The sequence below is a fragment of the Bradyrhizobium shewense genome (assembly GCF_900094605.1).
GTDB classification, from domain to species: domain Bacteria; phylum Pseudomonadota; class Alphaproteobacteria; order Rhizobiales; family Xanthobacteraceae; genus Bradyrhizobium; species Bradyrhizobium shewense.
Map to the genome: position 1 here is coordinate 205554 of NZ_FMAI01000007.1, position 23642 is coordinate 229195.

Annotated in this window: 27 protein-coding genes; 1 reads left to right on the forward strand and 26 read right to left on the reverse strand. The window is 63.3% G+C overall.

Annotated features, from left to right (window positions below):
- Position 1 precedes the first annotated feature (1 nt).
- The 23 genes from rpsE to rpsL all read right to left on the reverse strand — a co-directional run bounded on the left by rpsE (position 2) and on the right by rpsL (position 13116).
- Positions 2 to 598: a 30S ribosomal protein S5 gene (gene rpsE, locus GA0061098_RS15950; protein WP_018322271.1), complete on the reverse strand. Its 597-nt coding sequence runs from the start codon at positions 596 to 598 to the stop codon at positions 2 to 4.
- A 44-nt stretch (positions 599 to 642) separates the two neighbouring features.
- On the reverse strand, positions 643 to 1005 hold the full coding sequence (gene rplR, locus GA0061098_RS15955; protein WP_007603036.1) for a 50S ribosomal protein L18: 363 nt from the start codon (positions 1003 to 1005) through the stop codon (positions 643 to 645).
- Positions 1006 to 1016: 11 nt separating this feature from the next.
- On the reverse strand, positions 1017 to 1550 hold the full coding sequence (rplF, locus tag GA0061098_RS15960) for a 50S ribosomal protein L6 (RefSeq protein WP_008136336.1): 534 nt from the start codon (positions 1548 to 1550) through the stop codon (positions 1017 to 1019).
- A gap of 16 nt (positions 1551 to 1566) precedes the next feature.
- On the reverse strand, positions 1567 to 1965 hold the full coding sequence (gene rpsH, locus GA0061098_RS15965) for a 30S ribosomal protein S8 (RefSeq protein WP_091957431.1): 399 nt from the start codon (positions 1963 to 1965) through the stop codon (positions 1567 to 1569).
- Positions 1966 to 1979: 14 nt separating this feature from the next.
- Positions 1980 to 2285 carry a 30S ribosomal protein S14 gene (rpsN, locus tag GA0061098_RS15970; RefSeq protein ID WP_074116736.1) on the reverse strand — a complete coding sequence of 102 codons (306 nt, stop codon included), beginning with the start codon at positions 2283 to 2285 and terminating at the stop codon, positions 1980 to 1982.
- 46 nt (positions 2286 to 2331) lie between these two features.
- A complete protein-coding gene (rplE, locus tag GA0061098_RS15975; RefSeq protein ID WP_018322267.1) occupies positions 2332 to 2889 on the reverse strand; it encodes a 50S ribosomal protein L5 in 558 nt (185 codons plus the stop codon).
- On the reverse strand, positions 2882 to 3196 hold the full coding sequence (gene rplX / locus GA0061098_RS15980) for a 50S ribosomal protein L24 (protein WP_007603031.1): 315 nt from the start codon (positions 3194 to 3196) through the stop codon (positions 2882 to 2884). Before rplX ends, rplE begins: the two co-directional genes overlap by 8 nt.
- Positions 3196 to 3564, reverse strand: a complete 369-nt coding sequence (gene rplN / locus GA0061098_RS15985) for a 50S ribosomal protein L14 (RefSeq protein ID WP_007603030.1) — start codon at positions 3562 to 3564, stop codon at positions 3196 to 3198. Before rplN ends, rplX begins: the two co-directional genes overlap by 1 nt.
- Before the next feature lie 83 nt (positions 3565 to 3647).
- Positions 3648 to 3896: a 30S ribosomal protein S17 gene (rpsQ, locus tag GA0061098_RS15990; RefSeq protein ID WP_007603028.1), complete on the reverse strand. Its 249-nt coding sequence runs from the start codon at positions 3894 to 3896 to the stop codon at positions 3648 to 3650.
- A 13-nt stretch (positions 3897 to 3909) separates the two neighbouring features.
- The gene (rpmC, locus tag GA0061098_RS15995; RefSeq protein WP_026202715.1) at positions 3910 to 4116 is read right to left on the reverse strand and encodes a 50S ribosomal protein L29; all 207 of its coding nucleotides are present in this window, start codon (positions 4114 to 4116) and stop codon (positions 3910 to 3912) included.
- Positions 4117 to 4121: 5 nt separating this feature from the next.
- On the reverse strand, positions 4122 to 4535 hold the full coding sequence (rplP, locus tag GA0061098_RS16000; protein WP_008136349.1) for a 50S ribosomal protein L16: 414 nt from the start codon (positions 4533 to 4535) through the stop codon (positions 4122 to 4124).
- A gap of 30 nt (positions 4536 to 4565) precedes the next feature.
- Positions 4566 to 5291 (reverse strand): 30S ribosomal protein S3, encoded by a 726-nt coding sequence (rpsC, locus tag GA0061098_RS16005; RefSeq protein WP_014494500.1) that lies wholly within the window; start codon positions 5289 to 5291, stop codon positions 4566 to 4568.
- A gap of 17 nt (positions 5292 to 5308) precedes the next feature.
- Positions 5309 to 5695, reverse strand: a complete 387-nt coding sequence (gene rplV, locus GA0061098_RS16010) for a 50S ribosomal protein L22 (RefSeq protein WP_008136353.1) — start codon at positions 5693 to 5695, stop codon at positions 5309 to 5311.
- 10 nt (positions 5696 to 5705) lie between these two features.
- Positions 5706 to 5984: a 30S ribosomal protein S19 gene (rpsS, locus tag GA0061098_RS16015; protein WP_008136357.1), complete on the reverse strand. Its 279-nt coding sequence runs from the start codon at positions 5982 to 5984 to the stop codon at positions 5706 to 5708.
- A 12-nt stretch (positions 5985 to 5996) separates the two neighbouring features.
- Positions 5997 to 6830, reverse strand: a complete 834-nt coding sequence (rplB, locus tag GA0061098_RS16020) for a 50S ribosomal protein L2 (protein ID WP_091957434.1) — start codon at positions 6828 to 6830, stop codon at positions 5997 to 5999.
- 12 nt (positions 6831 to 6842) lie between these two features.
- Entirely contained in the window at positions 6843 to 7145 is a 303-nt protein-coding gene (locus GA0061098_RS16025) for a 50S ribosomal protein L23 (RefSeq protein ID WP_063195096.1), read from the reverse strand.
- On the reverse strand, positions 7142 to 7762 hold the full coding sequence (gene rplD, locus GA0061098_RS16030) for a 50S ribosomal protein L4 (RefSeq protein ID WP_020508797.1): 621 nt from the start codon (positions 7760 to 7762) through the stop codon (positions 7142 to 7144). Before rplD ends, GA0061098_RS16025 begins: the two co-directional genes overlap by 4 nt.
- Before the next feature lies 1 nt (position 7763).
- Positions 7764 to 8480 (reverse strand): 50S ribosomal protein L3, encoded by a 717-nt coding sequence (rplC, locus tag GA0061098_RS16035; RefSeq protein ID WP_018322262.1) that lies wholly within the window; start codon positions 8478 to 8480, stop codon positions 7764 to 7766.
- Positions 8481 to 8532: 52 nt separating this feature from the next.
- A complete protein-coding gene (rpsJ, locus tag GA0061098_RS16040; RefSeq protein ID WP_002712302.1) occupies positions 8533 to 8841 on the reverse strand; it encodes a 30S ribosomal protein S10 in 309 nt (102 codons plus the stop codon).
- 83 nt (positions 8842 to 8924) lie between these two features.
- Positions 8925 to 10115, reverse strand: a complete 1191-nt coding sequence (gene tuf, locus GA0061098_RS16045; RefSeq protein WP_008136415.1) for an elongation factor Tu — start codon at positions 10113 to 10115, stop codon at positions 8925 to 8927.
- A gap of 40 nt (positions 10116 to 10155) precedes the next feature.
- Positions 10156 to 12228, reverse strand: coding sequence for an elongation factor G (gene fusA, locus GA0061098_RS16050; protein WP_038950207.1), 2073 nt, complete (start codon positions 12226 to 12228; stop codon positions 10156 to 10158).
- Positions 12229 to 12258: 30 nt separating this feature from the next.
- Positions 12259 to 12729, reverse strand: coding sequence for a 30S ribosomal protein S7 (gene rpsG / locus GA0061098_RS16055; RefSeq protein ID WP_018322260.1), 471 nt, complete (start codon positions 12727 to 12729; stop codon positions 12259 to 12261).
- 15 nt (positions 12730 to 12744) lie between these two features.
- Complete coding sequence (gene rpsL / locus GA0061098_RS16060; protein WP_007603006.1) at positions 12745 to 13116, reverse strand: 30S ribosomal protein S12; 372 nt, start codon at positions 13114 to 13116, stop codon at positions 12745 to 12747.
- A gap of 685 nt (positions 13117 to 13801) precedes the next feature.
- Between rpsL and GA0061098_RS16065 the strand changes: the two genes are divergently transcribed.
- Entirely contained in the window at positions 13802 to 15046 is a 1245-nt protein-coding gene (locus GA0061098_RS16065; RefSeq protein ID WP_091957437.1) for an FAD-dependent oxidoreductase, read from the forward strand.
- Here GA0061098_RS16065 and GA0061098_RS16070 read toward each other — a convergent pair.
- The 3 genes from GA0061098_RS16070 to rpoC form a co-directional block, all read right to left on the reverse strand.
- Positions 14968 to 16995, reverse strand: a complete 2028-nt coding sequence (locus GA0061098_RS16070; RefSeq protein WP_091957440.1) for an ABC transporter ATP-binding protein — start codon at positions 16993 to 16995, stop codon at positions 14968 to 14970. The genes GA0061098_RS16065 and GA0061098_RS16070 overlap by 79 nt on opposite strands.
- A gap of 134 nt (positions 16996 to 17129) precedes the next feature.
- On the reverse strand, positions 17130 to 19190 hold the full coding sequence (locus tag GA0061098_RS16075; RefSeq protein WP_091957445.1) for an FAD-dependent oxidoreductase: 2061 nt from the start codon (positions 19188 to 19190) through the stop codon (positions 17130 to 17132).
- Positions 19191 to 19381: 191 nt separating this feature from the next.
- Positions 19382 to 23578 carry a DNA-directed RNA polymerase subunit beta' gene (gene rpoC, locus GA0061098_RS16080; protein ID WP_091957448.1) on the reverse strand — a complete coding sequence of 1399 codons (4197 nt, stop codon included), beginning with the start codon at positions 23576 to 23578 and terminating at the stop codon, positions 19382 to 19384.
- Positions 23579 to 23642: the final 64 nt, after the last annotated feature.

Below are 23642 nucleotides of genomic sequence, written 5' to 3' on the forward strand. Positions count from 1 at the left end.
GTTAGTCGGCAGCCGCCTCGGCATCGCCACCGATACGGCGCGACTGCAGAGTGGACACCTTGATGTTGCGGCGGGCTGCGACCGAACGCGGCGAATCCTGATGCTTCAGCGCGTCGAAGGTCGCGCGAACCATGTTGTAGGGGTTCGACGAGCCGATCGACTTGGCGACCACGTCCTGGACGCCGAGCGTCTCGAACACGGCGCGCATCGGGCCGCCGGCGATGATGCCGGTACCGGCGGGAGCTGCACGCAGGTAGACACGGCCCGCGCCATGACGGCCGGCGATGTCGTGATGGAGCGTGCGGCCCTCGCGCAGCGAGACGCGCGTCAGGTTGCGCTTGGCGGACTCGGTAGCCTTGCGGATCGCCTCCGGCACTTCGCGCGCCTTGCCGTGACCGAAGCCGGCGCGGCCCTTCTGGTCGCCGATCACGACCAGCGCTGCGAAACCGAAGCGCTTGCCGCCCTTGACGACCTTGGCCACGCGGTTGATGTGGACGAGCTTGTCGACGAACTCGCTGTCGCGCTCCTCGCGCTCCCTGCGTTCACGTCCGCCGCCGCCGCGTTGATCGCGTCCACCACGTTGTTCGCGTTCTGCCATTTTTCCAATCCTTCAGAGGCTTGCGCCTCAATCCTCAAATTCTGTTAGAAGCTCAGCCCGCTCTCACGCGCTGCGTCGGCGAGAGCCTTGACGCGCCCGTGGTAGAGGTAGCTGCCGCGATCGAACACGACTTCCTTGACGCCCTTCTCGGCAGCGCGCTCGGCCAGCAGCTTGCCGACCGCCTTCGCCGCATCGATGTCGGCGCCGGTCTTGCCGCCGTCGCGCATCGACTTCTCGAGCGACGAGGCTGAGGCCAGCGTCTCGCCCTTCAGGTCGTCGATGACCTGGGCGTAGATGTGCTTGGACGAGCGGAACACCGACAGACGCGGACGACCACCACCGGAGCGGCGCAGCTTCAGCCGTACACTGCGCTTGCGCCGGGCATTCGTAACCTTGGCTTTCGACATGACCGGCTCCGTTACTTCTTCTTGCCTTCCTTGCGGAAGATGAATTCGCCAACATACTTCACGCCCTTGCCCTTGTAGGGCTCCGGCGGACGATAGGAGCGAATCTCGGCGGCGACCTGGCCGACGCGCTGGATGTCGCTGCCGGTTACCGTGATCTCGGTCGGCTTCGGCACCGTGATCGTGATCCCTTCCGGGATCGCATAGACCACGTCGTGGCTGTAACCGAGCGCGAGTTGCAGGTTCTTGCCCTGCATCGCGGCGCGGTAACCGACGCCGGTGATCTCGAGCTTCTTCTCGAAGCCCTTGGTGACGCCTTCGACCAGATTCGCGACCTGGGCGCGAGCGGTGCCGTACAGCGCCCGGGCGCGATTGGTCTCGACCCGCGGGTTCACCTTCACCTGGCCGTTCTCGAGCTTCACCTCGACGTCGTCATGAACGACGAACTGAAGCTGGCCCTTCGGGCCCTTCATCTTGACGGTCTGCCCATCGACGGTCGCGGTCACACCCGACGGAACCGGCACAGGCCTTTTGCCAACACGTGACATGGATCAAAAATCCTTCTCAGAACACCGTGAAGAGGACTTCACCGCCCACATTCGCGTCGCGCGCGCTGTGGTCGGCCATGATCCCCTTCGGCGTCGACAACACCGAAATGCCGAGCCCGTTGTTGACCCGCGGCAGGTTCTTCACCGAGGCGTAGACGCGACGCCCGGGCTTGGAAACACGTTCGATCTCGCGGATGACGGGCTCGCCGTCGAAATACTTCAGCTCGATCTCGATCTCGCTGCGGCCCGAGGAGTGCTCGAGCGTGGCGTAACCGCGGATGTAGCCCTCGGTCTTCAAGACCTCGAGCACGTTCTCGCGCATCTTCGAACCAGGCGTGGAGACCTTGCTCTTGGCGCGCATCTGCGCGTTGCGGATACGGGTGATCAGATCGCTGATTGGATCGTGCGTAGACATCTAAACGACCCTCCTTACCAGCTGGACTTCACGAGGCCCGGGACCATGCCCTTGGAGCCAAGTTCGCGCAGCGCGATACGGGACAGCTTGTTCTTGCGGTAGTTCGAGCGCGGACGACCCGACAGCTCGCAACGCAGGCGGATGCGGGTTGCCGACGAATTGCGCGGCATTTCCGCCAACTTCAGGGTCGCGGCGAACCGCTCCTCCATCGGCAGCTTCTTGTCGGCGATGATCGCCTTCAACCGCTCGCGCTTCGGAGCGGCGTTCTTCACCATCCGCTTGCGCCGGTTGTTCTTCTCGACTGAACTCTTCTTTGCCATGCTTGGCTCCTGGGTATCCGCGTTTGAGAGGCTTTAGGTCAGCGTCTCACTGCCGGAACGGGAAATTGAAAGCGGTCAACAAGGCCCTCGCCTCTTCGTCGGTCTTGGCCGTGGTGCAGACGGTGATGTCCATGCCGCGGGCTTCCGTGACCTTGTCGAAGTCGATCTCGGGGAAAATGATGTGCTCCTTGATGCCGAGCGAGTAGTTGCCGCGGCCGTCGAAGCTCTTCGGGTTCAGGCCGCGGAAGTCGCGGACGCGCGGCAGCGCGACCGTCACCAGGCGATCGATGAACTCGTACATGTGGGCCTTGCGCAGCGTGACCTTGCAGCCGATCGGCTGGTTTTCACGCAGCTTGAAGGTCGCGATCGCGATACGCGAATAGGTCACGATCGCCTTCTGGCCGGCGATCTGGGTCAGCTCGGCAGCGGCGGTCTCGGCCTTCTTGCGATCGTTGACGGAATCGCCAACGCCCATGTTCAGCACGACCTTGTCCAGGCGAGGAACCTGCATGACGTTCTCATAACCGAACTTCTCGGTCATGGCCGTGCGGATCTTCGCATCGTATTCCGCGCGCAGGCGCGGGGTGTAAGCGGCCTCAGCCATCGATCTCAGCTCCCGAGCTCTTGGCGATGCGGACCTTCTTGCCGTCCGCCAGAATCTTGAATCCGACGCGGGTCGGCTTTCCGTCCTTGCCGACATACGCGATGTTGGACAGTTGGATCGGCGACTCCTTCGAGATGATGCCGCCCTCCTGGGCCTGCGTCTGCTTCTGGTGACGCTTGACCATGTTGATGCCGCGCACGAGCGCCGTGCCGGCGTCGGGACGCACTTCGAACACTTCGCCGGTGCGGCCCTTGTCGCGGCCGGTCAGCACGACGACTTTGTCGCCCTTGCGGATCTTGGCAGCCATCACAGCACCTCCGGCGCGAGCGAGATGATCTTCATGTGGTTCTTCGCGCGCAGCTCGCGCGGCACGGGCCCGAAGATACGGGTGCCGACCGGCTCGGACTGGTTATTGATCAGGACGGCGGCGTTACGGTCGAAGCGGATGACCGAACCGTCGGCGCGGCGGATGTCCTTGCGGACGCGCACCACGACGGCCTTCATCACGTCGCCCTTCTTCACCTTGCCACGCGGAATTGCTTCCTTGATCGAAACGACGATAATGTCGCCGATCGTGGCGTAGCGGCGCTTGGAGCCCCCGAGCACCTTGATACACATGACACGGCGTGCGCCAGAATTGTCGGCCACGTCGAGGTTGGTCTGCATCTGAATCATTGATGCACCTCGTCCTCTTCTATTTGCGCCAGCCCAGCCGGCGCTCAACATTTCCCTGAAGTCAGTCGGCTAAAGCCAACAGATCAGGCGCTTTTCTTGTGTTCGCCCCGGATCACGACCCAGCGCTTCAACTTCGAAATCGGCTTCGATTCCTCGATCCACACCATGTCGCCCGGCTTGAACTCGTTGCTCTCGTCGTGCGCGTGATAGTTCTTCGAACGGCGGATCGTCTTCTTGTAGATCGGGTGCGTGAAGCGGCGATCAACGCGCACCACGATGGTCTTGGCTTGCTTGTCGCTGACGACCACGCCCTGCAAAGTACGTTTCGGCATCTTCGTAAGCCTCTTACTTCTTCTTCGCGCGCGTCTGCGCGGCGACGGTCTTGATCCGGGCGATGTCACGGCGGGCCTCGCGCAGGCGCGAGGTGTTCTCGAGCTGCCCGGTGGCGCGCTGGAAGCGCAGGTTGAAGCGCTCCTTCTTCAGGTTCAGGACGGCGTCGTCCTGCTGGTCGGGGCTCATCGCGCGGATGTCTTCGATCTTCATCTGGGCCATGGCCATCACTCCGCAATGCGCTCGACGAAGCGCGTCTTGATCGGCAGCTTGGCGGCCGCCAGGGTCAGCGCCTCACGCGCCGTCTGGGTGTTGACGCCGTCGATCTCGAACAGCACCCGGCCCGGCTTGACGCGCGCGACCCACAATTCCGGCGAACCCTTGCCGGAGCCCATGCGGACTTCGGCCGGCTTCTTCGACACCGGAACGTCGGGGAACACGCGGATCCAGACGCGGCCGGCGCGCTTCATGTGGCGGGTCAGCGCGCGGCGAGCGGCTTCGATCTGGCGCGCGGTGACGCGCTCAGGCTCCGTCGCCTTCAGGCCGAACTGGCCGAACGCCAACGTCGCGCCCGAAGACGCAACGCCGTGGATGCGGCCCTTATGCGCCTTCCGGAACTTCGTTTTCTTAGGTTGCATCATGGCTTTAAGCCCTCAAATTCCTGTGCGGCTTTAGGCTGCAGCCGTATCGCGGCGCTGACGGCCACCACGATCACCACTGCCACCCGTCTCGCCTTCGGCCATTCTTTTGTCCTGGGCCATCGGATCGTGCTCGAGGATCTCGCCCTTGAAGATCCAGACCTTGACGCCGCAGGTGCCGAAGGTCGTGAACGCGGTCGCAACGCCGTAGTCGATGTCGGCGCGCAGCGTGTGCAGCGGCACGCGACCTTCGCGGTACCACTCCATGCGCGCGATTTCCGCACCGCCCAGACGTCCCGAGCAGTTGATGCGGATGCCTTCCGCGCCGAGACGCATCGCCGACTGAACGGCGCGCTTCATGGCACGGCGGAACGCCACGCGGCGCTCGAGCTGCTGCGCGATCGACTCGGCCACCAGCGTCGCATCGAGCTCCGGCTTGCGGATTTCAACGATGTTGATGACGACGTCGGACGAGGTGATGTCCGCGACCTTCTTGCGCAGCTTGTCGATGTCGGCGCCCTTCTTGCCGATCACCACGCCCGGACGAGCCGAGTGGATGGTGACGCGGCACTTCTTGTGCGGACGCTCGATCACGATGCGGGCGACGGCCGCCTGCTTGAGCTCCTTGTGCAGGATCTCACGGATCTTGACGTCTTCGTGCAGCAGCTTGCCGTATTCCTGCTTGCCGGCGAACCAGCGGGAATCCCAGGTGCGGTTGATGCCGAGACGCAGACCGATCGGATTGATCTTTTGACCCATCGTGTTCTCCTGCGCCCTTAAGCGGCTGCTTCGGCTTCGACCTGACGAACGATGATCGTCAGCTGCGAAAATGGTTTGTAGACACGGCCCGAGCGGCCACGGCCGCGGGCGGCGAAGCGCTTCATCACGAGGCCGTTGCCGACGAAGGCCTGAGCCACGACGAGATCGTCGACGTCGAGATCGTGGTTGTTCTCGGCATTGGCGATAGCCGATTCCAGGCACTTCTTCACGTCGACCGCAATCCGCTTGCGCGAAAACTGCAGATCGGCGAGCGCAGCAGCTGCCTTCCGGCCGCGAATGAGCTGGGCGACCAGGTTGAGCTTCTGCGGGCTCACCCGCAGCATCCGGGCGACCGCCTTGGCCTCGTTCTCGGCGAGGCTCCGTTCGCGCTTAGGTTTGCTCATCGTTTAATCCTCAAGCCTTCTTGGCTTTCTTGTCGCCGGAGTGGCCATGGAAGGTCCGGGTCGGCGAAAACTCGCCGAACTTGTGACCGACCATTTCCTCGTTGACGGCCACCGGCACGTGCTTCTGACCGTTGTAGACGCCGAAGGTCAGGCCGACGAACTGCGGCAGGATCGTCGAGCGACGGCTCCAGATCTTGATGACGTCGTGACGGCCGGACGCGCGGGCGGCATCTGCCTTCTTGAGCAGAGAACCCTCGACGAACGGGCCTTTCCAGACTGAACGAACCATGTCCGGCGTTCCTTACTTCTTCCGCTTGTGGCGGCTTAGGAGAATGAATTTGTTGGTCGACTTGTTGGTGCGGGTCTTCTTGCCCTTGGTCGGCTTGCCCCACGGGGTGACCGGGTGGCGACCGCCCGAGGTACGACCTTCACCACCGCCGTGCGGATGGTCGATCGGGTTCATCGAAACACCGCGGTTATGCGGCTTGCGGCCCAGCCAACGGTTGCGGCCGGCCTTGCCGATCGAGGTGTTCATGTGATCCGGGTTCGACACCGCGCCGATCGTGCCGCGGCAGCGGCCGTGCACCAGGCGCTGCTCGCCCGAGTTCAGGCGGATGATCACGTAGTCCTGGTCGCGACCGACGAGCTGGGCATAGGTGCCCGCGGAACGGGCGAGCTGGCCGCCCTTCCCGATCTTGAGCTCGATGTTGTGAATGATCGTCCCGACCGGCATGTTGCCGAGCGGCATGACGTTGCCCGGCTTCACGTCGACGTAGTTGCCGGCGATGATGGTGTCACCCACGGCCAGACGCTGCGGCGCCAGGATGTAGGCCTGCTCGCCGTCCTGATACTTGATCAGCGCGATGAAGCCGCTGCGGTTCGGATCGTATTCCAGCCGCTCGACGGTCGCGGGAACGTCGATCTTCTCACGCTTGAAATCGACGGTGCGCAGCGTCCGCTTGTGACCACCGCCGCGGAAGCGCACGGTGATGCGACCGGTGCTGTTGCGGCCGCCCGAGGAGTGCTTGCCCTCGGTGAGCGCCTTGACCGGCTTGCCCTTGTAGAGGGCCGAACGATCGACCATGACCAGCTGGCGCTGGCCCGGCGTCGTGGGATTGAATGTCTTCAGTGCCATCGTCGTGCGACCTTACAGACCGGTGGTCACGTCGATCCGGTGACCCTCTTCGAGGGTCACGATCGCGCGCTTGGAGTTCGACTGCGAGCCGAGATTGCCGCGGAAGATCTTGGTCTTGCCCTTGCGGACCAGCGTGTTGACGCTCTTGACCTTGACGTCGAACAGCTTCTCGATCGCTTCCTTGATCTGCGGCTTGGTCGCCTTCGCAGCCACCTTGAACAGCACCTTGTTGTGCTCCGAGGCGATCGTCGCCTTTTCGGTCACGACCGGCGACAGGATCACGTCGTAGTGGCGAGCCTCGATGTTCTTCGTCATTTGAAGCGCGCCTCCAGCGCATCGATGGCGGCCTTGGTCAGAACGAGCTTCTGACGGCGCAGGATGTCGTAGACGTTGATGCCCTGGATCGGCAGCACGTCCATGTTCGGGATGTTGCGGGCCGCAGCGGCAAAGCCGTTGTTGAGCTCGGCGCCGTCGATGATCAGCGCGTTGGTCAGACCCAGGCCCGAGAAGTGACCGAGCAGCGCCTTGGTCTTGGCGGCTTCCAGCGCGGCCTTCTCGATCACGACGAGATCGCCGTCCTTGGCCTTGGCCGAGAGCGCATGCTTCAGCGCCAGCGCACGGACCTTCTTCGGCAGGTCGGTGGCGTGCGAACGCACCACCGGACCGAAGGCACGGCCGCCGCCGCGGAACTGCGGCACGCGGGCCGAGCCGTGACGAGCACCGCCGGTGCCCTTCTGCTTGTACATCTTCTTGCCGGTGCGCCAGATCTCGGCGCGGCCCTTGGCCTTGTGCGTGCCGGCCTGACGCTTGTTGAGCTGCCACTGCACGCAACGCGCAATGATGTCCTGGCGCGGCTCGAGGCCGAAAATGGTGTCGGACAGCTGGACCGAGCCGGCTTCCTTACCTTCGAGGGTGGTGACCTTCAATTCCATCTCACGCACCCTCCTGCTGGGCCGCAGCCTCGGCTTCGCCACCGGCAACCTTGAACTTGCCGGGCTTCGGAGCTTCCTTCGGCAGCGGCTTCTTGACGGCGTCGCGCACGCGGATCCAGCCGCCCTTGGAGCCGGGAACGGCGCCTTCGACGAGGATCAGGCCGCGCTCGACATCGAGCTGAACGACGCGAAGGTTGAGCGTGGTGATGCGGTCGACACCCATGTGGCCGGGCATCTTCTTGTTCTTCCAGGTCTTGCCGGGGTCCTGACGGCCGCCGGTCGAACCGATCGAGCGGTGCGAGACCGAGACGCCGTGGGTGGCGCGCAGACCGCCGAAGTTCCAGCGCTTCATGCCGCCGGCGAAGCCCTTACCGACCGAGGTGCCGGTGACGTCGACGAACTGGCCGACGACGAAGTGGTCGGCAAGGATCTCGGCGCCGACCGGGATCATGGCATCCGCTGTGACGCGGAATTCCTCGACCCGGCGCTTCGGCTCGACCTTGGCGACCGCGAACTGGCCGCGCTCAGCCTTGGGCATGTAAACGGTCTTGCGGGCACCAGAACCAAGCTGGAGCGCCACGTAACCGTTCTTCTCTTCGGTACGGTGGCCCACGACCTGGCAATTGCCGAGCTTCAGCACGGTCACGGGGATATGTTCGCCGGCCTCAGTAAAGACCCGCGTCATCCCGACCTTTTGTGCGATCACTCCGGAGCGCATCGGCTTGCTTCCTGTTCTTTCTGTCCGCTTGCGCGAACGGGATCCAAAAATCTTAGAGCTTGATCTCGACGTCGACACCGGCGGCCAGGTCGAGCTTCATCAAAGCATCGACGGTCTGCGGGGTCGGATCGACGATGTCGAGCAGGCGCTTGTGAGTGCGCATCTCGAACTGCTCGCGGCTCTTCTTGTCGACGTGAGGCGAACGGTTGACGGTGAACTTCTCGATGCGGGTGGGCAGCGGAATGGGTCCGCGGACCTGCGCGCCGGTGCGCTTCGCCGTGTTCACGATCTCGCGGGTCGACGTATCGAGGATACGATGGTCGAACGCCTTGAGACGGATACGAATGTTTTGGCCGTTCATTGCCGTGCTTTCTTTAGTGAGTGGCGAGTAGCGAGTAGCGAATAGAAATCCCTATTCGCCACTCACCATTCCCTATTCGCTTGTTACTCGATGATCGAGGCGACGACGCCGGCGCCGACGGTGCGGCCGCCTTCGCGGATCGCGAAGCGGAGCTTCTCTTCCATCGCGATCGGCACGATCAGGTGCACTTCCATCGCGATGTTGTCGCCCGGCATCACCATCTCGGTGCCTTCCGGCAGGTGCACGACACCGGTCACGTCGGTGGTGCGGAAGTAGAACTGCGGACGGTAGTTGGTGAAGAACGGGGTGTGGCGACCGCCCTCTTCCTTGGTGAGGATGTAAGCCTCAGCCTTGAACTTGGTGTGCGGCTTGACCGAACCCGGCTTGCACAGCACCTGGCCGCGCTCGACGTCTTCGCGCTTGGTGCCGCGGAGCAGCGCGCCGATGTTGTCGCCGGCCTGGCCCTGATCGAGCAGCTTGCGGAACATTTCGACGCCGGTGACGGTCGTCTTCTGGGTCGCACGGAGACCGACGATCTCGATTTCCTCGCCGACCTTGACGATGCCGCGCTCGACACGGCCGGTCACGACGGTGCCGCGGCCCGAGATCGAGAACACGTCTTCAACCGGCATCAGGAACGGCTGGTCGATCGGACGCTCCGGCTGCGGAATGTACTCGTCGACGTTCTTCATCAGCTCGAGGATGGCGTCGTGGCCGAGCTTCTTGTCGGAATCTTCGAGAGCGGCGAGCGCCGAGCCCTTGATGATCGGGATCTTGTCGCCGGGGAAGTCGTACTTCGAGAGCAGCTCGCGGACTTCGAGCTCGACGAGCTCGAGCAGCTCCGGATCGTCGACCATGTCGCACTTGTTGAGGAACACGACGAGCGCGGGCACGCCGACCTGGCGGGCGAGCAGGATGTGCTCGCGGGTCTGCGGCATCGGGCCGTCAGCGGCCGACACGACCAGGATCGCACCGTCCATCTGGGCGGCGCCGGTGATCATGTTCTTGACGTAGTCGGCGTGGCCGGGGCAGTCGACGTGGGCGTAGTGGCGGTTCGGCGTCTCGTACTCGACGTGCGCGGTCGAGATGGTGATGCCGCGCGCCTTCTCTTCCGGCGCCTTGTCGATCTGGTCGTACGCGGTGAACGTGGCACCGCCGGCTTCGGCGAGAACCTTGGTGATCGCCGCGGTCAGCGACGTCTTGCCATGGTCGACGTGACCGATGGTGCCGATGTTGCAGTGCGGCTTGTTACGTTCAAACTTTGCTTTGGCCATTTGACTCTCCGTTCAATCGTCAGTTCGTGACCGACGACAATCAGGCAAACTTCTTCTGGACTTCTGCCGACACGTTGGCCGGCGCTTCTGCGTAGTGGTCGAACTGCATGGTGAAGGTTGCGCGACCCTGGCTCATCGAGCGCAGGTTATTCACGTAACCGAACATGTTCATGAGCGGCACCATCGCATTGATGACGTTGGCGTTGCCGCGCATGTCCTGACCCTGGATCTGACCGCGCCGCGAATTCAGGTCGCCGATGACCGAGCCGGTGTAGTCTTCCGGGGTCACCACTTCGACCTTCATGATCGGCTCGAGCAGGACGGACTTGCCCTTCTGCAAGGCTTCGCGGAATGCCGCGCGCGATGCGATTTCGAAGGCGAGCGCCGACGAGTCGACGTCGTGATACTTGCCGTCGACGAGCTGAACCTTGACGTCGACCACGGGGAAGCCCGCGACGACACCAGAGCTCATCACGCTGTTGAGGCCCTTTTCAACGCCGGGGATGTATTCCTTCGGAACCGCACCACCGACGATCTTGGACTCGAACTCGTAGCCCTTGCCGGGTTCGTTCGGCTCGACCACGATCGACACTTCCGCGAACTGACCGGTACCGCCGGTCTGCTTCTTATGGGTGTACTTGACCTCGGCCTTCTTGGTGACGCGCTCACGGAACGCAACCTGGGGCGCGCCGATGTTGGCGTCGACCTTGTAGGTGCGGCGGAGAATGTCGACCTTGATGTCGAGGTGGAGTTCGCCCATGCCCTTGAGGATGGTCTGGCCGGACTCCTGATCGGTCGACACGCGGAAGGACGGATCCTCCGCAGCGAGCTTGGCCAGAGCCACGCCCAGCTTTTCCTGGTCGGCCTTGGACTTCGGCTCGATCGCGATCTCGATGACCGGCTCGGGGAATTCCATCTTCTCGAGGATCACCTGCTTGTCGGGATCGCACAGCGTGTCACCGGTGCGCGCTTCCTTCAGGCCGGCCAGTGCGACGATGTCGCCGGCATAGGCTTCCTTGATGTCTTCGCGGTTGTTCGCATGCATCAAGAGCATGCGCCCGATGCGCTCCTTCTTCTCGCGGGTCGAGTTCACGACGCCGGTGCCGCTCTGCAGAACGCCGGAGTAAATGCGGCAGAAGGTGATGGTGCCGACGAACGGGTCGTCCATGATCTTGAACGCGAGCAGCGCGAGCGGCTCCTTGTCGTCCGCCTTGCGCACGACTTCGTTGCCGCGATCGTCGGTGCCCTTGATCGCGGGCACGTCGATCGGCGACGGCAGATAGTCGACGACTGCGTCGAGCAGCGGCTGGACGCCCTTGTTCTTGAAGGCCGAGCCGCACAGCACGGGATAGAACGCACCGGTCAGGACCGCCTTGCGGATCAGCCGCTTCAGCGTCTCTTCGTCCGGCTCCTTGCCGTCGAGATAGGCGGCCATGGCGTCGTCGTCGAGCTCGACGGCGGCTTCCACCATCTTCTCGCGGTATTCCTTGGCCTGCTCGACCAGATCTTCCGGGATGTCGACATAGTCGAACTTCGCGCCGAGCGATTCATCGTTCCAGATGATGCCCTGCATCTTCACGAGGTCGACGAGACCCTTGAAGTTGTTCTCGGCGCCGATCGGAAGCTGGATCGCGATCGGCTTGGCGCCGAGGCGGTCGACGATGTCGGCCAGGCACTTGAAGAAGTCAGCGCCGGTCTTGTCCATCTTGTTGGCGAAGACGATGCGCGGAACCTTGTACTTGTCGCCCTGGCGCCAGACGGTCTCGGTCTGGGGCTCAACGCCCTGGTTCGAGTCGAGCACGCAGACGGCGCCGTCGAGCACGCGCAGCGAACGCTCGACCTCGATGGTGAAGTCGACGTGGCCGGGGGTGTCGATGATGTTCAGGCGCTTGCCGGCCCAGAATGCAGTGGTCGCAGCCGAGGTGATCGTGATGCCACGCTCCTGCTCCTGCTCCATCCAATCCATCGTCGCGGCACCTTCGTGCACTTCGCCGATCTTGTGGCTCTTGCCGGTGTAATAAAGGATGCGCTCGGTGGTCGTGGTCTTACCGGCATCGATATGCGCCATGATACCGAAGTTGCGGTAATTCTCTATGGCATGAACGCGGGGCATAGGGTGTTCCTTAGATTCCGTGTGTCGCCGTTACCAGCGATAGTGCGAGAAGGCGCGGTTGGCTTCCGCCATCCGGTGCACGTCTTCGCGCTTCTTGACGGCATTCCCGCGGTTGTTCGACGCGTCCAGGAGCTCGGCCGAGAGCCGCTCGGTCATGGTCTTCTCGTTGCGATCACGCGCAGCGGAGATCAGCCAGCGGATGCCCAGCGCCTGACGGCGGGTCGAACGAACTTCGACCGGAACCTGGTAGGTCGCGCCGCCGACGCGGCGGGAGCGCACTTCGATCGTCGGCATGACGTTCTCGAGTGCCTGCTCGAACACGCCGAGCGGGTTCTGCTTGGTCTTGGTTTCGATGATACCGAACGCACCGTAGACGATGCCTTCGGCGACCGACTTCTTGCCGGCGTACATCACCGAGTTCATGAACTTCGTGACGATGATGTTCCCGAACTTCGGATCGGGAAGGACTTCGCGCTTTTCCGCTGAGTGGCGACGAGACATGGACCTGGTTCCCGCTTACTTCGGACGCTTCGCGCCGTACTTCGAACGACGCTGCTTACGGTTCTTGACGCCCTGGGTATCCAGAACGCCGCGGAGGATGTGATAGCGCACGCCGGGCAAGTCCTTGACGCGACCGCCGCGGATCATGACCACCGAGTGCTCCTGGAGGTTATGGCCCTCACCGGGGATGTAACCGATCACCTCGAAGCCGTTGGTCAGGCGCACCTTGGCGACCTTACGAAGCGCCGAGTTCGGCTTCTTCGGGGTCGTGGTGTAGACGCGGGTGCAAACACCACGCTTCTGCGGCGACTGCTGCAGCGCCGGCACCTTCTTGCGCGACTTCTGCACTTCACGCGGTTGAGCGATCAGCTGGTTGATCGTCGGCATCCTGGCCTTACCCTTTGTTCTGTCGCAGACCCTTTTCGGATCCGCTGTCTTGCCGCAGCCCGTTGCCGGGACTGCAAATTCTTTCGAGCTACCCGCCCGACGAGGTCGCCTTCCGCGGAACAATCCGCACAAAGCGAAATCGCGCCAACCGCCCCATCAACGGGCGGAAAGCGCTTCGACGCCACAGAGGACCGCAGTATTGAGGCCGGTCAGCATAAAGCCGCGGCCCGCGCACTGAGGTCATGCATCCGAATTCGATCTCAAGAGAATAAGCTCAAGAGAACTAGAATCGCACTGGCATTGCCTAGCTATGATCGACAGCGTTTGAGCGGCATTCGTCGAGGTTGGTGCCCGCCTTGAGCGATCCCTATTGGCTTTAGTCCTTGGGGATCTAACGGGTGGCCCGTTCCGACGCTGGCGATGCTCACCGCCTGTCGTAAGTGAGGCGCTTTCTATAAGTGAGAATCGATCAAGTCAAGGCGAAACGACAGCCACGAAGCGCTTCAGGAGCCTGTCAAAATCGCTGTTTGCCGCCCTCGCCGCGTTACTCCGATATGGGAACGGACTCTCGGTTCCGCCAGCCTGAGAATTATTATATCCGGGTGAAAAGTACTTTTATAACCAGAGCTAAGGCTTTTTTTCCTGTTGATGCGCCAATCTGCGGCCTTCGGCAGGGATCAGCGCCATGCAGTACACCGACATTGCCATTATCGGCGGCGGATTGGCTGGCTCGACCGCCGCCGCGATGCTCGGCCGGGCCGACATTTCGACCGTCCTGGTCGATCCGCATGAGAGCTATCCGGCGGACTTTCGCGTCGAGAAACTCAGTGGCCAGGAGCAGATTGGGCGATTCCTGAGGACCGGAATCGCAGAATCAGTGCTGCGCCGCGCGACCTTTGCCGGCGAGAACTGGATCGCCCGCTTCGGCCGCCTGCTCGACAAGGCGCCGAGCCAGCAGTTCAACATCCTGTACGATTCCCTGGTCAACGCCGTCCGCGACGAAATCCCCACTTCCGTCGAGCGCATCTGTGCCAAGGCCATAGCCGTCGAGACGAGCGAGGAGCGGCAAAGGGTCGTGCTCTCCAATGACGAGACGATCTCGGCCCGCCTGGTGGTGCTCGCCAATGGCTTGAATGTCGGCCTGCGCCACCAGCTCGGCATCGTCCGAAAAGTCATCAGCGCCTGCCATTCGATCTCGATCGGGTTCGACATCGTTCCGGTCGGGTGCCCAGCATTCGCCTTCCCGGCCCTGACCTACTTCTCCGAACGTCCGAGCGACCGCATCCCGTACATCACGCTGTTTCCGGTCGGCACGCGGATGCGCGCCAATCTGTTCGTCTATCGCGCCTGCGACGACCCCTGGCTGCGCGAGCTGCGCCGCGCCCCGACCGAGACGCTGGATGCGGCCCTGCCCCGGCTCAAGGCCATCACCGGCCCGTTCGAGATCCCCGGCGAGATCAAGATCCGCCCTGTCGATCTCTATGTGAACGATTGCCGCGGCCAGCCCGGCCTCGTGCTGGTGGGCGATGCCTTCGCGACCTCCTGCCCCGTCGCCGGCACCGGCTGCGACAAGGTCTTCACCGACGTCGAGCGGCTCTGCAACGTCCACGTCCCGGACTGGCTCGCCTGCGACGGGATGAGTGCGGCCAAGATCGCTGCCTTCTACGCAGATCCGGTCAAACGGGCCTGCGACGAATGGTCGGCGGCGAAGGCGTTCGACTTCCGCTCAGTCTCAATCGCGACGAGCCCCTACTGGACGGCGCAGCGCTGGGCCCGCTTCATCGCCTGGTCGGCTCAAGGCCTGCTGCGGCCGCTTGGAGGCGCCTTCGAGCTGGAGCCGAACTTGCTCGGTCATTCCTCCTCGTCGTCCTCGTCCTCGGCATCCTCGAGGTCGTCTTCGTCCTCATCGTCCCTGCCGTCGTCGGCGTGAGCCGCCGCGCCGTGCGGCTGGTGGATCTGGTCGTTCCAGAGCTTGCGATAAGTCCCGTTCTTGGCGAGCAGCTGGGCATGCGAGCCGCGCTCGATCGCCCTGCCACCTGAGATCACGATGATCTCGTCCATCTCCACCACCGAGGTCAGGCGGTGGGTCGACCAGATCATGGTGCGGCCCTTCGCGACCTTGAGCAGCGTGCGGTTGATGGCGGCTTCCGTGGTCTGGTCCAGCGCCGAGGTGGCTTCGTCCAGCAGCAGCACCGAGGGGTTGCGGATGACCGCGCGCGCGATCGCGATGCGCTGGCGCTGGCCGCCCGACAGGGTGTCGCCGCGCTCGCCGACCGGCGTGTCGTATCGCTGCGGCAGGCTCATGATATAGCGGTGGATCTCGGCCTTCTTGGCGGCCTCCTCCACCTCCTCATCGGTCGCGCCCTCCTTGCCGAGCCGGATGTTCTCGCGGATCGACATGTTGAACAGCATGTTCTCCTGGAACACCACCGCCATGCTCCGGCGCAGCGAATCCAGCGTCACCTTGCGGACGTCGACACCGTCGATGGTGACCCGCCCCTCGTCGGGCACGTAGAGCCGCAGGATCAGGTTGAGCAACGTGCTCTTGCCGGAGCCGCTCGGGCCGACGATCGCGATGCGCTTGCCCGCGTTGAGCTTGAGACTGAGATTGTCCAGCACCGGCGTCTGGCTGCCCTCGTACTGGAAGGTGACGTGATCGAAGGTGATGTCGTTGGTGATGCGCGGCAAATCGGGCGCGCCGGGGCGGTCGGCGGCGCGGGTCGGCTCGTCCAGCAGCTCCTGCATGTGCCGGATCGCCGCCGCCGAGGAGATCGACACCGGGATGAAATGCATCACATGGGCGATGTTGTAGGAGACCTCCCAGAACGCGCTCTCGAAGGTGACGAAGGTGCCGATGGTGATCTGGCCCTTGGTGGCGAGATAAGCGCCGATCGCGAGCACCACGAGGTGCAGCATCAGCACCGAGATGGTGACCGTCCGCTCCACCATGGTCGACAGGAACGCGGCGGAGGCGATCTTGTCGCGCGCCTCGTGGTTACGGAAGGTGAAGAAGCCGAACATCTTGCGCTGCAGGCTGAACGCCTTGATCACGGCCTGCGCCGCCACGTTCTCCTGCACCATGCCGAGCAGCGCGCTTTCGTTGAGCTTCTGCTCGTAATTGGCCTGCACCGCCTTGGGCGTCAGGATCCGCGGGCCGATCAGTGTGATCGGGAACACGAGCAGCGCGACCGCCGCGAGCTGCCAGTTCAGGAACACCATCAGGATGATGCCGGCGATCAGCTCCAGAAACGGCAGCGCGGCACTGTTGGCAAACGTCTTGACCGAGCCTTCAAAGGCCGAGAGGTCGACGGAGAAGCGCGACAGGATCTCCCCGCGCTTGGTGCGGCCGAAATAGGCCGCCGGCAGGTCCTGAACGTGCTCGAACAGGCGCTTGCGGACGTCGGAGATGATGCAGGCCGCCAATCGCGCGTCCCAGCGCTCGTACCAGACGGCGACGATCGAGGTGAAGATGCCGGCGACGGCGAGCACGCCGAGGATCTTGTACAGCGCCTGGAAGTCCTCCTCCCCGAGCGCGTCGTCGATCAGGAACTTGAGGCTGAGCGGCATGATGACGTTGAACAGCGTCTCGACGCAGACGCCAAACGCCACGAAAGACAGCATCCGCTTGTAGTTCGCCAGGAACGGCTTGACGAACCCGACGATGGTCGCGAGCGCGCCGGCGGCTTCGCGGGCGGTAAAGACGACGAGGTCCTCGTCCTCATCATCGTCGTCGAGCTCCACCTCGTCATCCGCCTCGTCTTCGGCATCCTCGTCGTCTTCGAGGTCCGGCTTGGCAGTCGAGGCGAGCTTGTCGTCGAGCTCGGCCGCCTCATCGGCGGCGAGCTTCTGTTTGTCGGGCGAAAGAGGCTTGGATGCCATGAAACCAACCGATGCTGACGGCCGGCATGACCGCAGAGAAAGCAGGACATAGCGGAAAGCCGCTATTGCACCGATTCTATGCGATCAGGATGAATTCGGCAAAACAATTGGCGAATTCAACGCGCGCCCCGCGGCTAGTCCTCGTCCTCCTCCTCGACCTTGTCGAAGAAGGAATAGCGCAGACTGTCGGCGTCGGCGTACCACTGCCCCGGCCCCTTGTTGGCGGCGAGCGTGGCCTCCCAGAGCGCATCGGTGCAATCCTTGCGGTGCATCGAGAGGTCGAAACCGTTGCCGAAGAACAGTTCGGACCATTCCCACCACGTGCCGAGTTTCTTGACCCCGCGCAGGAGGTCGTAGCGGTCGATCAGCGCCGGCGCCATGTCCGAGGTAATCGAGCCGAACACGAGGCCGGTCTTGACCACGCGGTTCAGTTCCTTGATTGCGCGGACCACCTGCTTCGGGGAAACGTGGCAAAGGCTGGTCTCGAACACGAAGTCGAACGCGCCGTCCTTGAACGGCATGTCAGTGATCGAGCCGAGCTTGTTGTACTTCTTCAGCGCCTTCGGCGTCCTGGCGTGGATGGCGCGGTTGCTCTCGATGCCGAAGGCATCGATGCCGCGCTCGCGCAGCGCGCCGACCAGTTCGCCGCTGGCCGAGCCCGCGACGAGCAGCTTGGCGCCCTTGGTCTTGCCCCAGACGATGCCGAGCAGCCGGGTGAGGTAATCGGGATCGGTGAAGTGGCGCCACGCCTCATGATAGGGGCCGAGGCCGCGATAGTTCTCGAAATAGTCGCGATCGATCTTGTCGGAGAGCGGCTTGTCGTCCTGCGCGCGCTCGCGGCGCAGGCGCATCATCTCAGTCAGGATGATGTCGGTTGCCGCATCCGAGGAGTCGAGCAGGCCGTTCAGCGTCGAATCGAACAGATAGTCGCCGACCACCACGATGCCGGGATGCTCCTTCGGCTCGGGCCGGTGATTGGTCATGACGTCGCGCACCGGCAGGCCGCCCGGAATCGCGTTCACCGACGACAACCAGCGATGGATCTTGCCTTCCATGAAATGCAGGCGCGCATCGCCGAGCGAGGCCGGCAGCGATTTCAGCGCGGCATCGATCAGCTCCTGGTCGGACAGATTGGCGAAGGCCAGCGCGTCGGAGCCGGGAATCAGCCAGTTCAGCACGCCGTGCTTGCCGACGTCGTGGCGCGCACCCTCGTTGTAGACGCAGCAGCCGCCGAAGGCTTCCGACATGAACCAGGCGCCGGGAATCTTCTCGCCCCAGAACGGCGTGTCGAACAGAATCGAGACGCGCAAATAGTGCGCGGGACGGTCGAAATAAGAAACGTGCTTGACCATCGACTTGCGGAGCTGTTCGCCTTCCCACCCCATGGTGGCGAGCCAGGAATGCGGCAGGCAGACCAGCACGAGATCGAAGTCGCGCGTCTCCGGCCCTTTGCCGTTCATCATCTTGAGCTGGTAGCGGCCGGTCGGCGCCTTGCCAACGGTGAGCACGCGGTGATTGAGCTGGATGTCGGCGTTGACCTCCGACTGCAGGCATTCGATCAGTTGCTCGTTGCCGTTCTGGATGGAATAGAGGCCGATATAGCCGTCGACATCCATCAGATAGTTCTTGAGCGCATTGAGGCCGTTGGTGTTGTGGCTTTCGGTCGCGATGTCGGAGCGCGCCATCACCTTGAAGAAGCGCTTTGCGGTTTCGTCCTCGACCTCCTCGTCGAGCACCTGCTCGGCGGTCTTGTAGGCCCAGGGATTCTCGTTGTCGTGCGCGCCGACGCCCTCGTAATATTCGATCGGTGACATCGCCTCGGCACAGCGCTTGCGGAACGCCTCGATCGCCGCGGCGGTCTTGGCGCCATACTTGCGGCGCACGCCCGGCACGTCGTCGAGAAGCTCGCCGCCGAACTGCACCTGCTCGGCATCCATCGGAATCGTCTGCAGCCCGAAATGCTGGATCAGCTCGCGCAGCGGATCCGGCCCGGTCATCGAGTAGTCGTAGATCTCGGCAACGCCGGCCTCGTACATCGCGGGCGCGGAATCGAATTTACGGGTGACGATCTTGCCGCCGAGCCGATCGGAGGCCTCGTAGATGGTGACGCGACAGAGGTCGCCGAGCTTGCGCTTCAGATACCAAGCGCTCATCAGCCCACCGGGGCCGCCGCCTACGATTGCGAGATCAAGCATGTGAGTTCCGTGGTCTCCGGCCCGCCCCCTTCACGGGACCACCGGTCTAAACTCTCCTAGCAGAAGCGCTTTTGCGGCTGAAGGAAAGATGAACAAAGGTTGATCCCGCATCGCAACAGACAAGCAAAGCAACAAAAAGGCCGGCTTTCGCCGGCCTTTTCATTGTCCTCGGTAGTCCTACGGATGAACGATCATTCCGCGGGCGGCAGCGCAGGAAGCTCCGCTTCCGGCGCGGGCGACACGACCGCCGCCTGCTTCTCGCGCTCGTCCAGGATCAGCTTGTCGCGCTTCATGGCGACTTCGCGAATCTTGGCCATGGAGGCGCCGGTGCCTGCCGGGATCAGCCGGCCGACGATGACGTTCTCCTTGAGGCCTTCGAGCGGATCGACCTTGCCGTTGACCGCCGCTTCCGTGAGGACGCGGGTGGTCTCCTGGAACGAGGCCGCCGAGAAGAAGGAGCGGGTCTGGAGGCTCGCCTTGGTGATGCCGAGCAGAACCGGCGTACCCGTGGCGATCTTCTTGCCCTCTTCCTTCGCCTTCTCGTTGAGCGCGTCGAACTCGATCTTGTCGACCTGCTCGCCGGAGATCATGTCCGTGTCGCCCTGGTCGGTGACTTCCACCTTCTGGAGCATCTGACGGACAATCACCTCGATGTGCTTGTCGTTGATGAGCACGCCCTGGAGCCGGTAGACCTCCTGGATCTCGTTGACCAGGTAGGCCGCGAGTTCCTCGATGCCCTTGACCGCAAGGATGTCGTGCGGTGCCGGGTTGCCTTCCACGATGAAGTCGCCCTTTTCGACGACGTCGCCGTCCTGAAGGTGGATGTGCTTGCCCTTCGGGATCAGGTACTCGCGCGGCTCGTCGGTCTTGTCCATCGGCTCGATCGAGATGCGACGCTTGTTCTTGTAGTCGCGTCCGAACCGGATGGTGCCCGAGATTTCGGCAATGATCGCCGCATCCTTCGGACGCCGTGCCTCGAACAGTTCCGCCACCCGCGGCAGACCGCCGGTGATGTCACGCGTCTTGGCGCTTTCGGTCGAGACACGGGCCAGGATGTCGCCCGGGTTGACCTTGGCTCCGACGTCGACCGAGAGAATGGCGTCGACCGACAGCATGTACCGGGCATCGCCGCCACGGGCGAGCTTGAGCACCTTGCCGTCCTTGCCCTTGACCACGATGGCCGGACGCAGGTCCGCGCCGCCGCGGGTCGAGCGCCAGTCGATGACCACGCGCTTGGCGATACCGGTGGCCTCGTCGAGCGTTTCCGAGATCGACTGCCCCTCGACCAGATCCTCGAAGCCGATCGTACCTTCGACTTCGGTGAGGAGCGGACGGGTGTAGGGATCCCACTCGACGATGCGCTGGCCACGCTTGACCATGTCGCCTTCATCGACGTGCAGGCGCGAACCGTACTGGACACGGTGCGTCGCACGCTCGGTGCCGTCGGCATCGACGATCGCCACCACCATGTTGCGCACCATCGCGACCAGATGGCCTTCGCTGTTGCGGGCGATGGCCTTGTTCCGGATCACGATCTTGCCGTCGAAGTTGGCTTCGACGAACGACTGCTCGTTGAGCTGCGCCGCACCACCGATATGGAAGGTGCGCATGGTGAGCTGGGTGCCCGGCTCGCCGATCGACTGCGCCGCGATGACGCCGACCGCTTCGCCGTGGTTGACCGGCGTGCCGCGGGCGAGGTCGCGGCCATAGCACTTGCCGCAGATGCCGTTGACGAGTTCGCAGGTCAGCGCCGAGCGGATCTTCACCTCCTGCACACCACCCTGCTGGATGGCGTCCAGATGGCTTTCTTCCATCAGCGTATCGCGCTTGATGATCACCTTGCCGGAGCTGTCACGGATATCTTCGCAGGCCGTGCGTCCGAGGATGCGCGAACCGAGCGAAGCCACCACGGTGCCGGCATCGACGATGGCGCGCATCTTGATGCCGAGCTTGGTGCCGCAGTCGCTCTGCGTGATGATGCAGTCCTGCGCGACGTCGACGAGACGACGGGTCAGGTAGCCCGAGTTCGCGGTCTTCAACGCGGTGTCCGCGAGGCCCTTGCGGGCGCCGTGGGTCGAGTTGAAGTACTCGAGAACCGAGAGACCTTCCTTGAAGTTCGAGATGATCGGCGTCTCGATGATCTCGCCCGACGGCTTGGCCATCAGGCCGCGCATGCCGGCGAGCTGGCGCATCTGGGCCGGCGAACCGCGGGCGCCGGAGTGAGCCATCATGTAGATCGAGTTGATGTCGGCATCCGCTCCGGCCGCCGTCTTCTTGGTGGAGGAGATTTCCTTCATCATCGCCTTGGCGATTTCTTCCGTGGCCTTCGACCAGGCGTCGACGACCTTGTTGTACTTCTCGCCATGGGTGATCAGGCCGTCGTTGTACTGCTGCTCGAAATCCTTCGCCAGCGTACGGGTGGTGTCGACGATCTTCCACTTGGAGTGCGGCACGACCATGTCGTCCTTGCCGAACGAGATGCCGGCCTTGAACGCGTTGTAGAAGCCGAGCGCCATGATGCGATCGCAGAAGATCACCGTCTCCTTCTGGCCGCAGTGACGGTAGACCTGGTCGATGACGCCCGAGATCTCGCGCTTGGTCATCAGCTTGTTGATGATCTCGTAGGGGACGCGCGGGTTCTTCGGCAGGAGGTTACCCAGCATGACGCGGCCGGCGGTGGTCTCGATCCAGCGCTTGGAGATCTTGCCGGTCTCGTCGATGCCTTCCCACCGGTACTTGATCTTGGTGTGAAGGTGGATGACCTTCGCGTGCAGCGCGTGCTCGAGCTCGGCCATCTCGCCGAACACCTTGCCCTCGCCGGGCAGGCCTTCGCGCATGATCGACACGTAGTAGAGACCGAGCACGATGTCCTGCGACGGCACGATGATCGGCTGTCCGTTCGCCGGATGCAGGATGTTGTTGGTCGACATCATCAGGACGCGCGCTTCCAGCTGCGCTTCGAGCGACAGCGGGACGTGCACGGCCATCTGGTCGCCGTCGAAGTCGGCATTGAACGCGGAGCAGACCAGCGGGTGAAGCTGGATCGCCTTGCCCTCGATCAGCACGGGCTCGAACGCCTGGATGCCGAGACGATGCAGCGTCGGTGCGCGGTTGAGCAGCACCGGGTGCTCGCGGATGACCTCGTCCAGGATGTCCCAGACCTCGGGCCGCTCCTTCTCGACCAGCTTCTTCGCCTGCTTCACGGTGGTGGACAGGCCCTTGGCGTCAAGCCGCGAGTAGATGAACGGCTTGAACAGCTCGAGCGCCATCTTCTTCGGCAGGCCGCACTGATGCAGACGCAGCTCGGGACCAACCACGATCACCGAACGGCCCGAATAGTCGACGCGCTTGCCGAGCAGGTTCTGACGGAAGCGGCCCTGCTTGCCCTTGAGCATGTCGGCGAGCGACTTCAGCGGACGCTTGTTGGCGCCCGTGATGACGCGGCCGCGGCGGCCGTTGTCGAACAGCGCATCGACCGCTTCCTGAAGCATGCGCTTCTCGTTGCGGATGATGATGTCGGGCGCGCGCAGCTCCATCAGCCGCTTCAAGCGGTTGTTGCGGTTGATGACGCGGCGGTAGAGGTCGTTGAGGTCCGAGGTCGCGAAGCGGCCGCCGTCGAGCGGCACCAGCGGACGCAGGTCCGGCGGGATCACCGGAACCACGGTCATGATCATCCACTCCGGCTTGTTGCCGGAGTGGCGGAACGCTTCCACGATCTTCAGGCGCTTGGCGAGCTTCTTGTGCTTGATGTCGGAGTCGGTCTCCTGCATCTCGAGGCGCAAGGTCGCCTCGAGCTTTTCGAGGTCCATGCCCTTGAGCAGCTCGCGGATCGCCTCCGCGCCGATCATGGCGGTGAAGCTGTCCTGGCCGTACTCGTCCTGCGCCTTCAGATACTCGTCTTCCGACAACAGCTGGCGGTCCTTCAGCGCGGTGAGGCCCGGCTCGAGCACGACGTAATATTCGAAGTAGAGGATCCGCTCGAGATCCTTCAGCGTCATGTCGAGCAGGAGGCCGATGCGCGAGGGCAGCGACTTCAGGAACCAGATGTGGGCGACGGGGGCAGCGAGCTCGATATGGCCCATGCGCTCGCGCCGGACGCGCGACAGCGTGACCTCGACCGAGCACTTCTCGCAGATGATGCCCTTGTACTTCATGCGCTTGTACTTGCCGCACAAGCACTCGTAATCCTTGATCGGCCCGAAGATGCGGGCGCAGAACAGGCCGTCGCGCTCGGGCTTGAAGGTGCGGTAGTTGATGGTCTCCGGCTTCTTGATCTCGCCGTAGGACCAGGACAGAATCTTCTCTGGAGACGCGATCGAGATCCGGATCTGGTCGAAGACCTGAGCCGGCGTCGTCGGGTTGAAGAGATTCATAATTTCTTGGTTCATCGTCTTCTCCTCGCGTGCCGGTCGCCTCCGGCCGCAAATTCGAAAATCACTTAGCAGGGCGCCC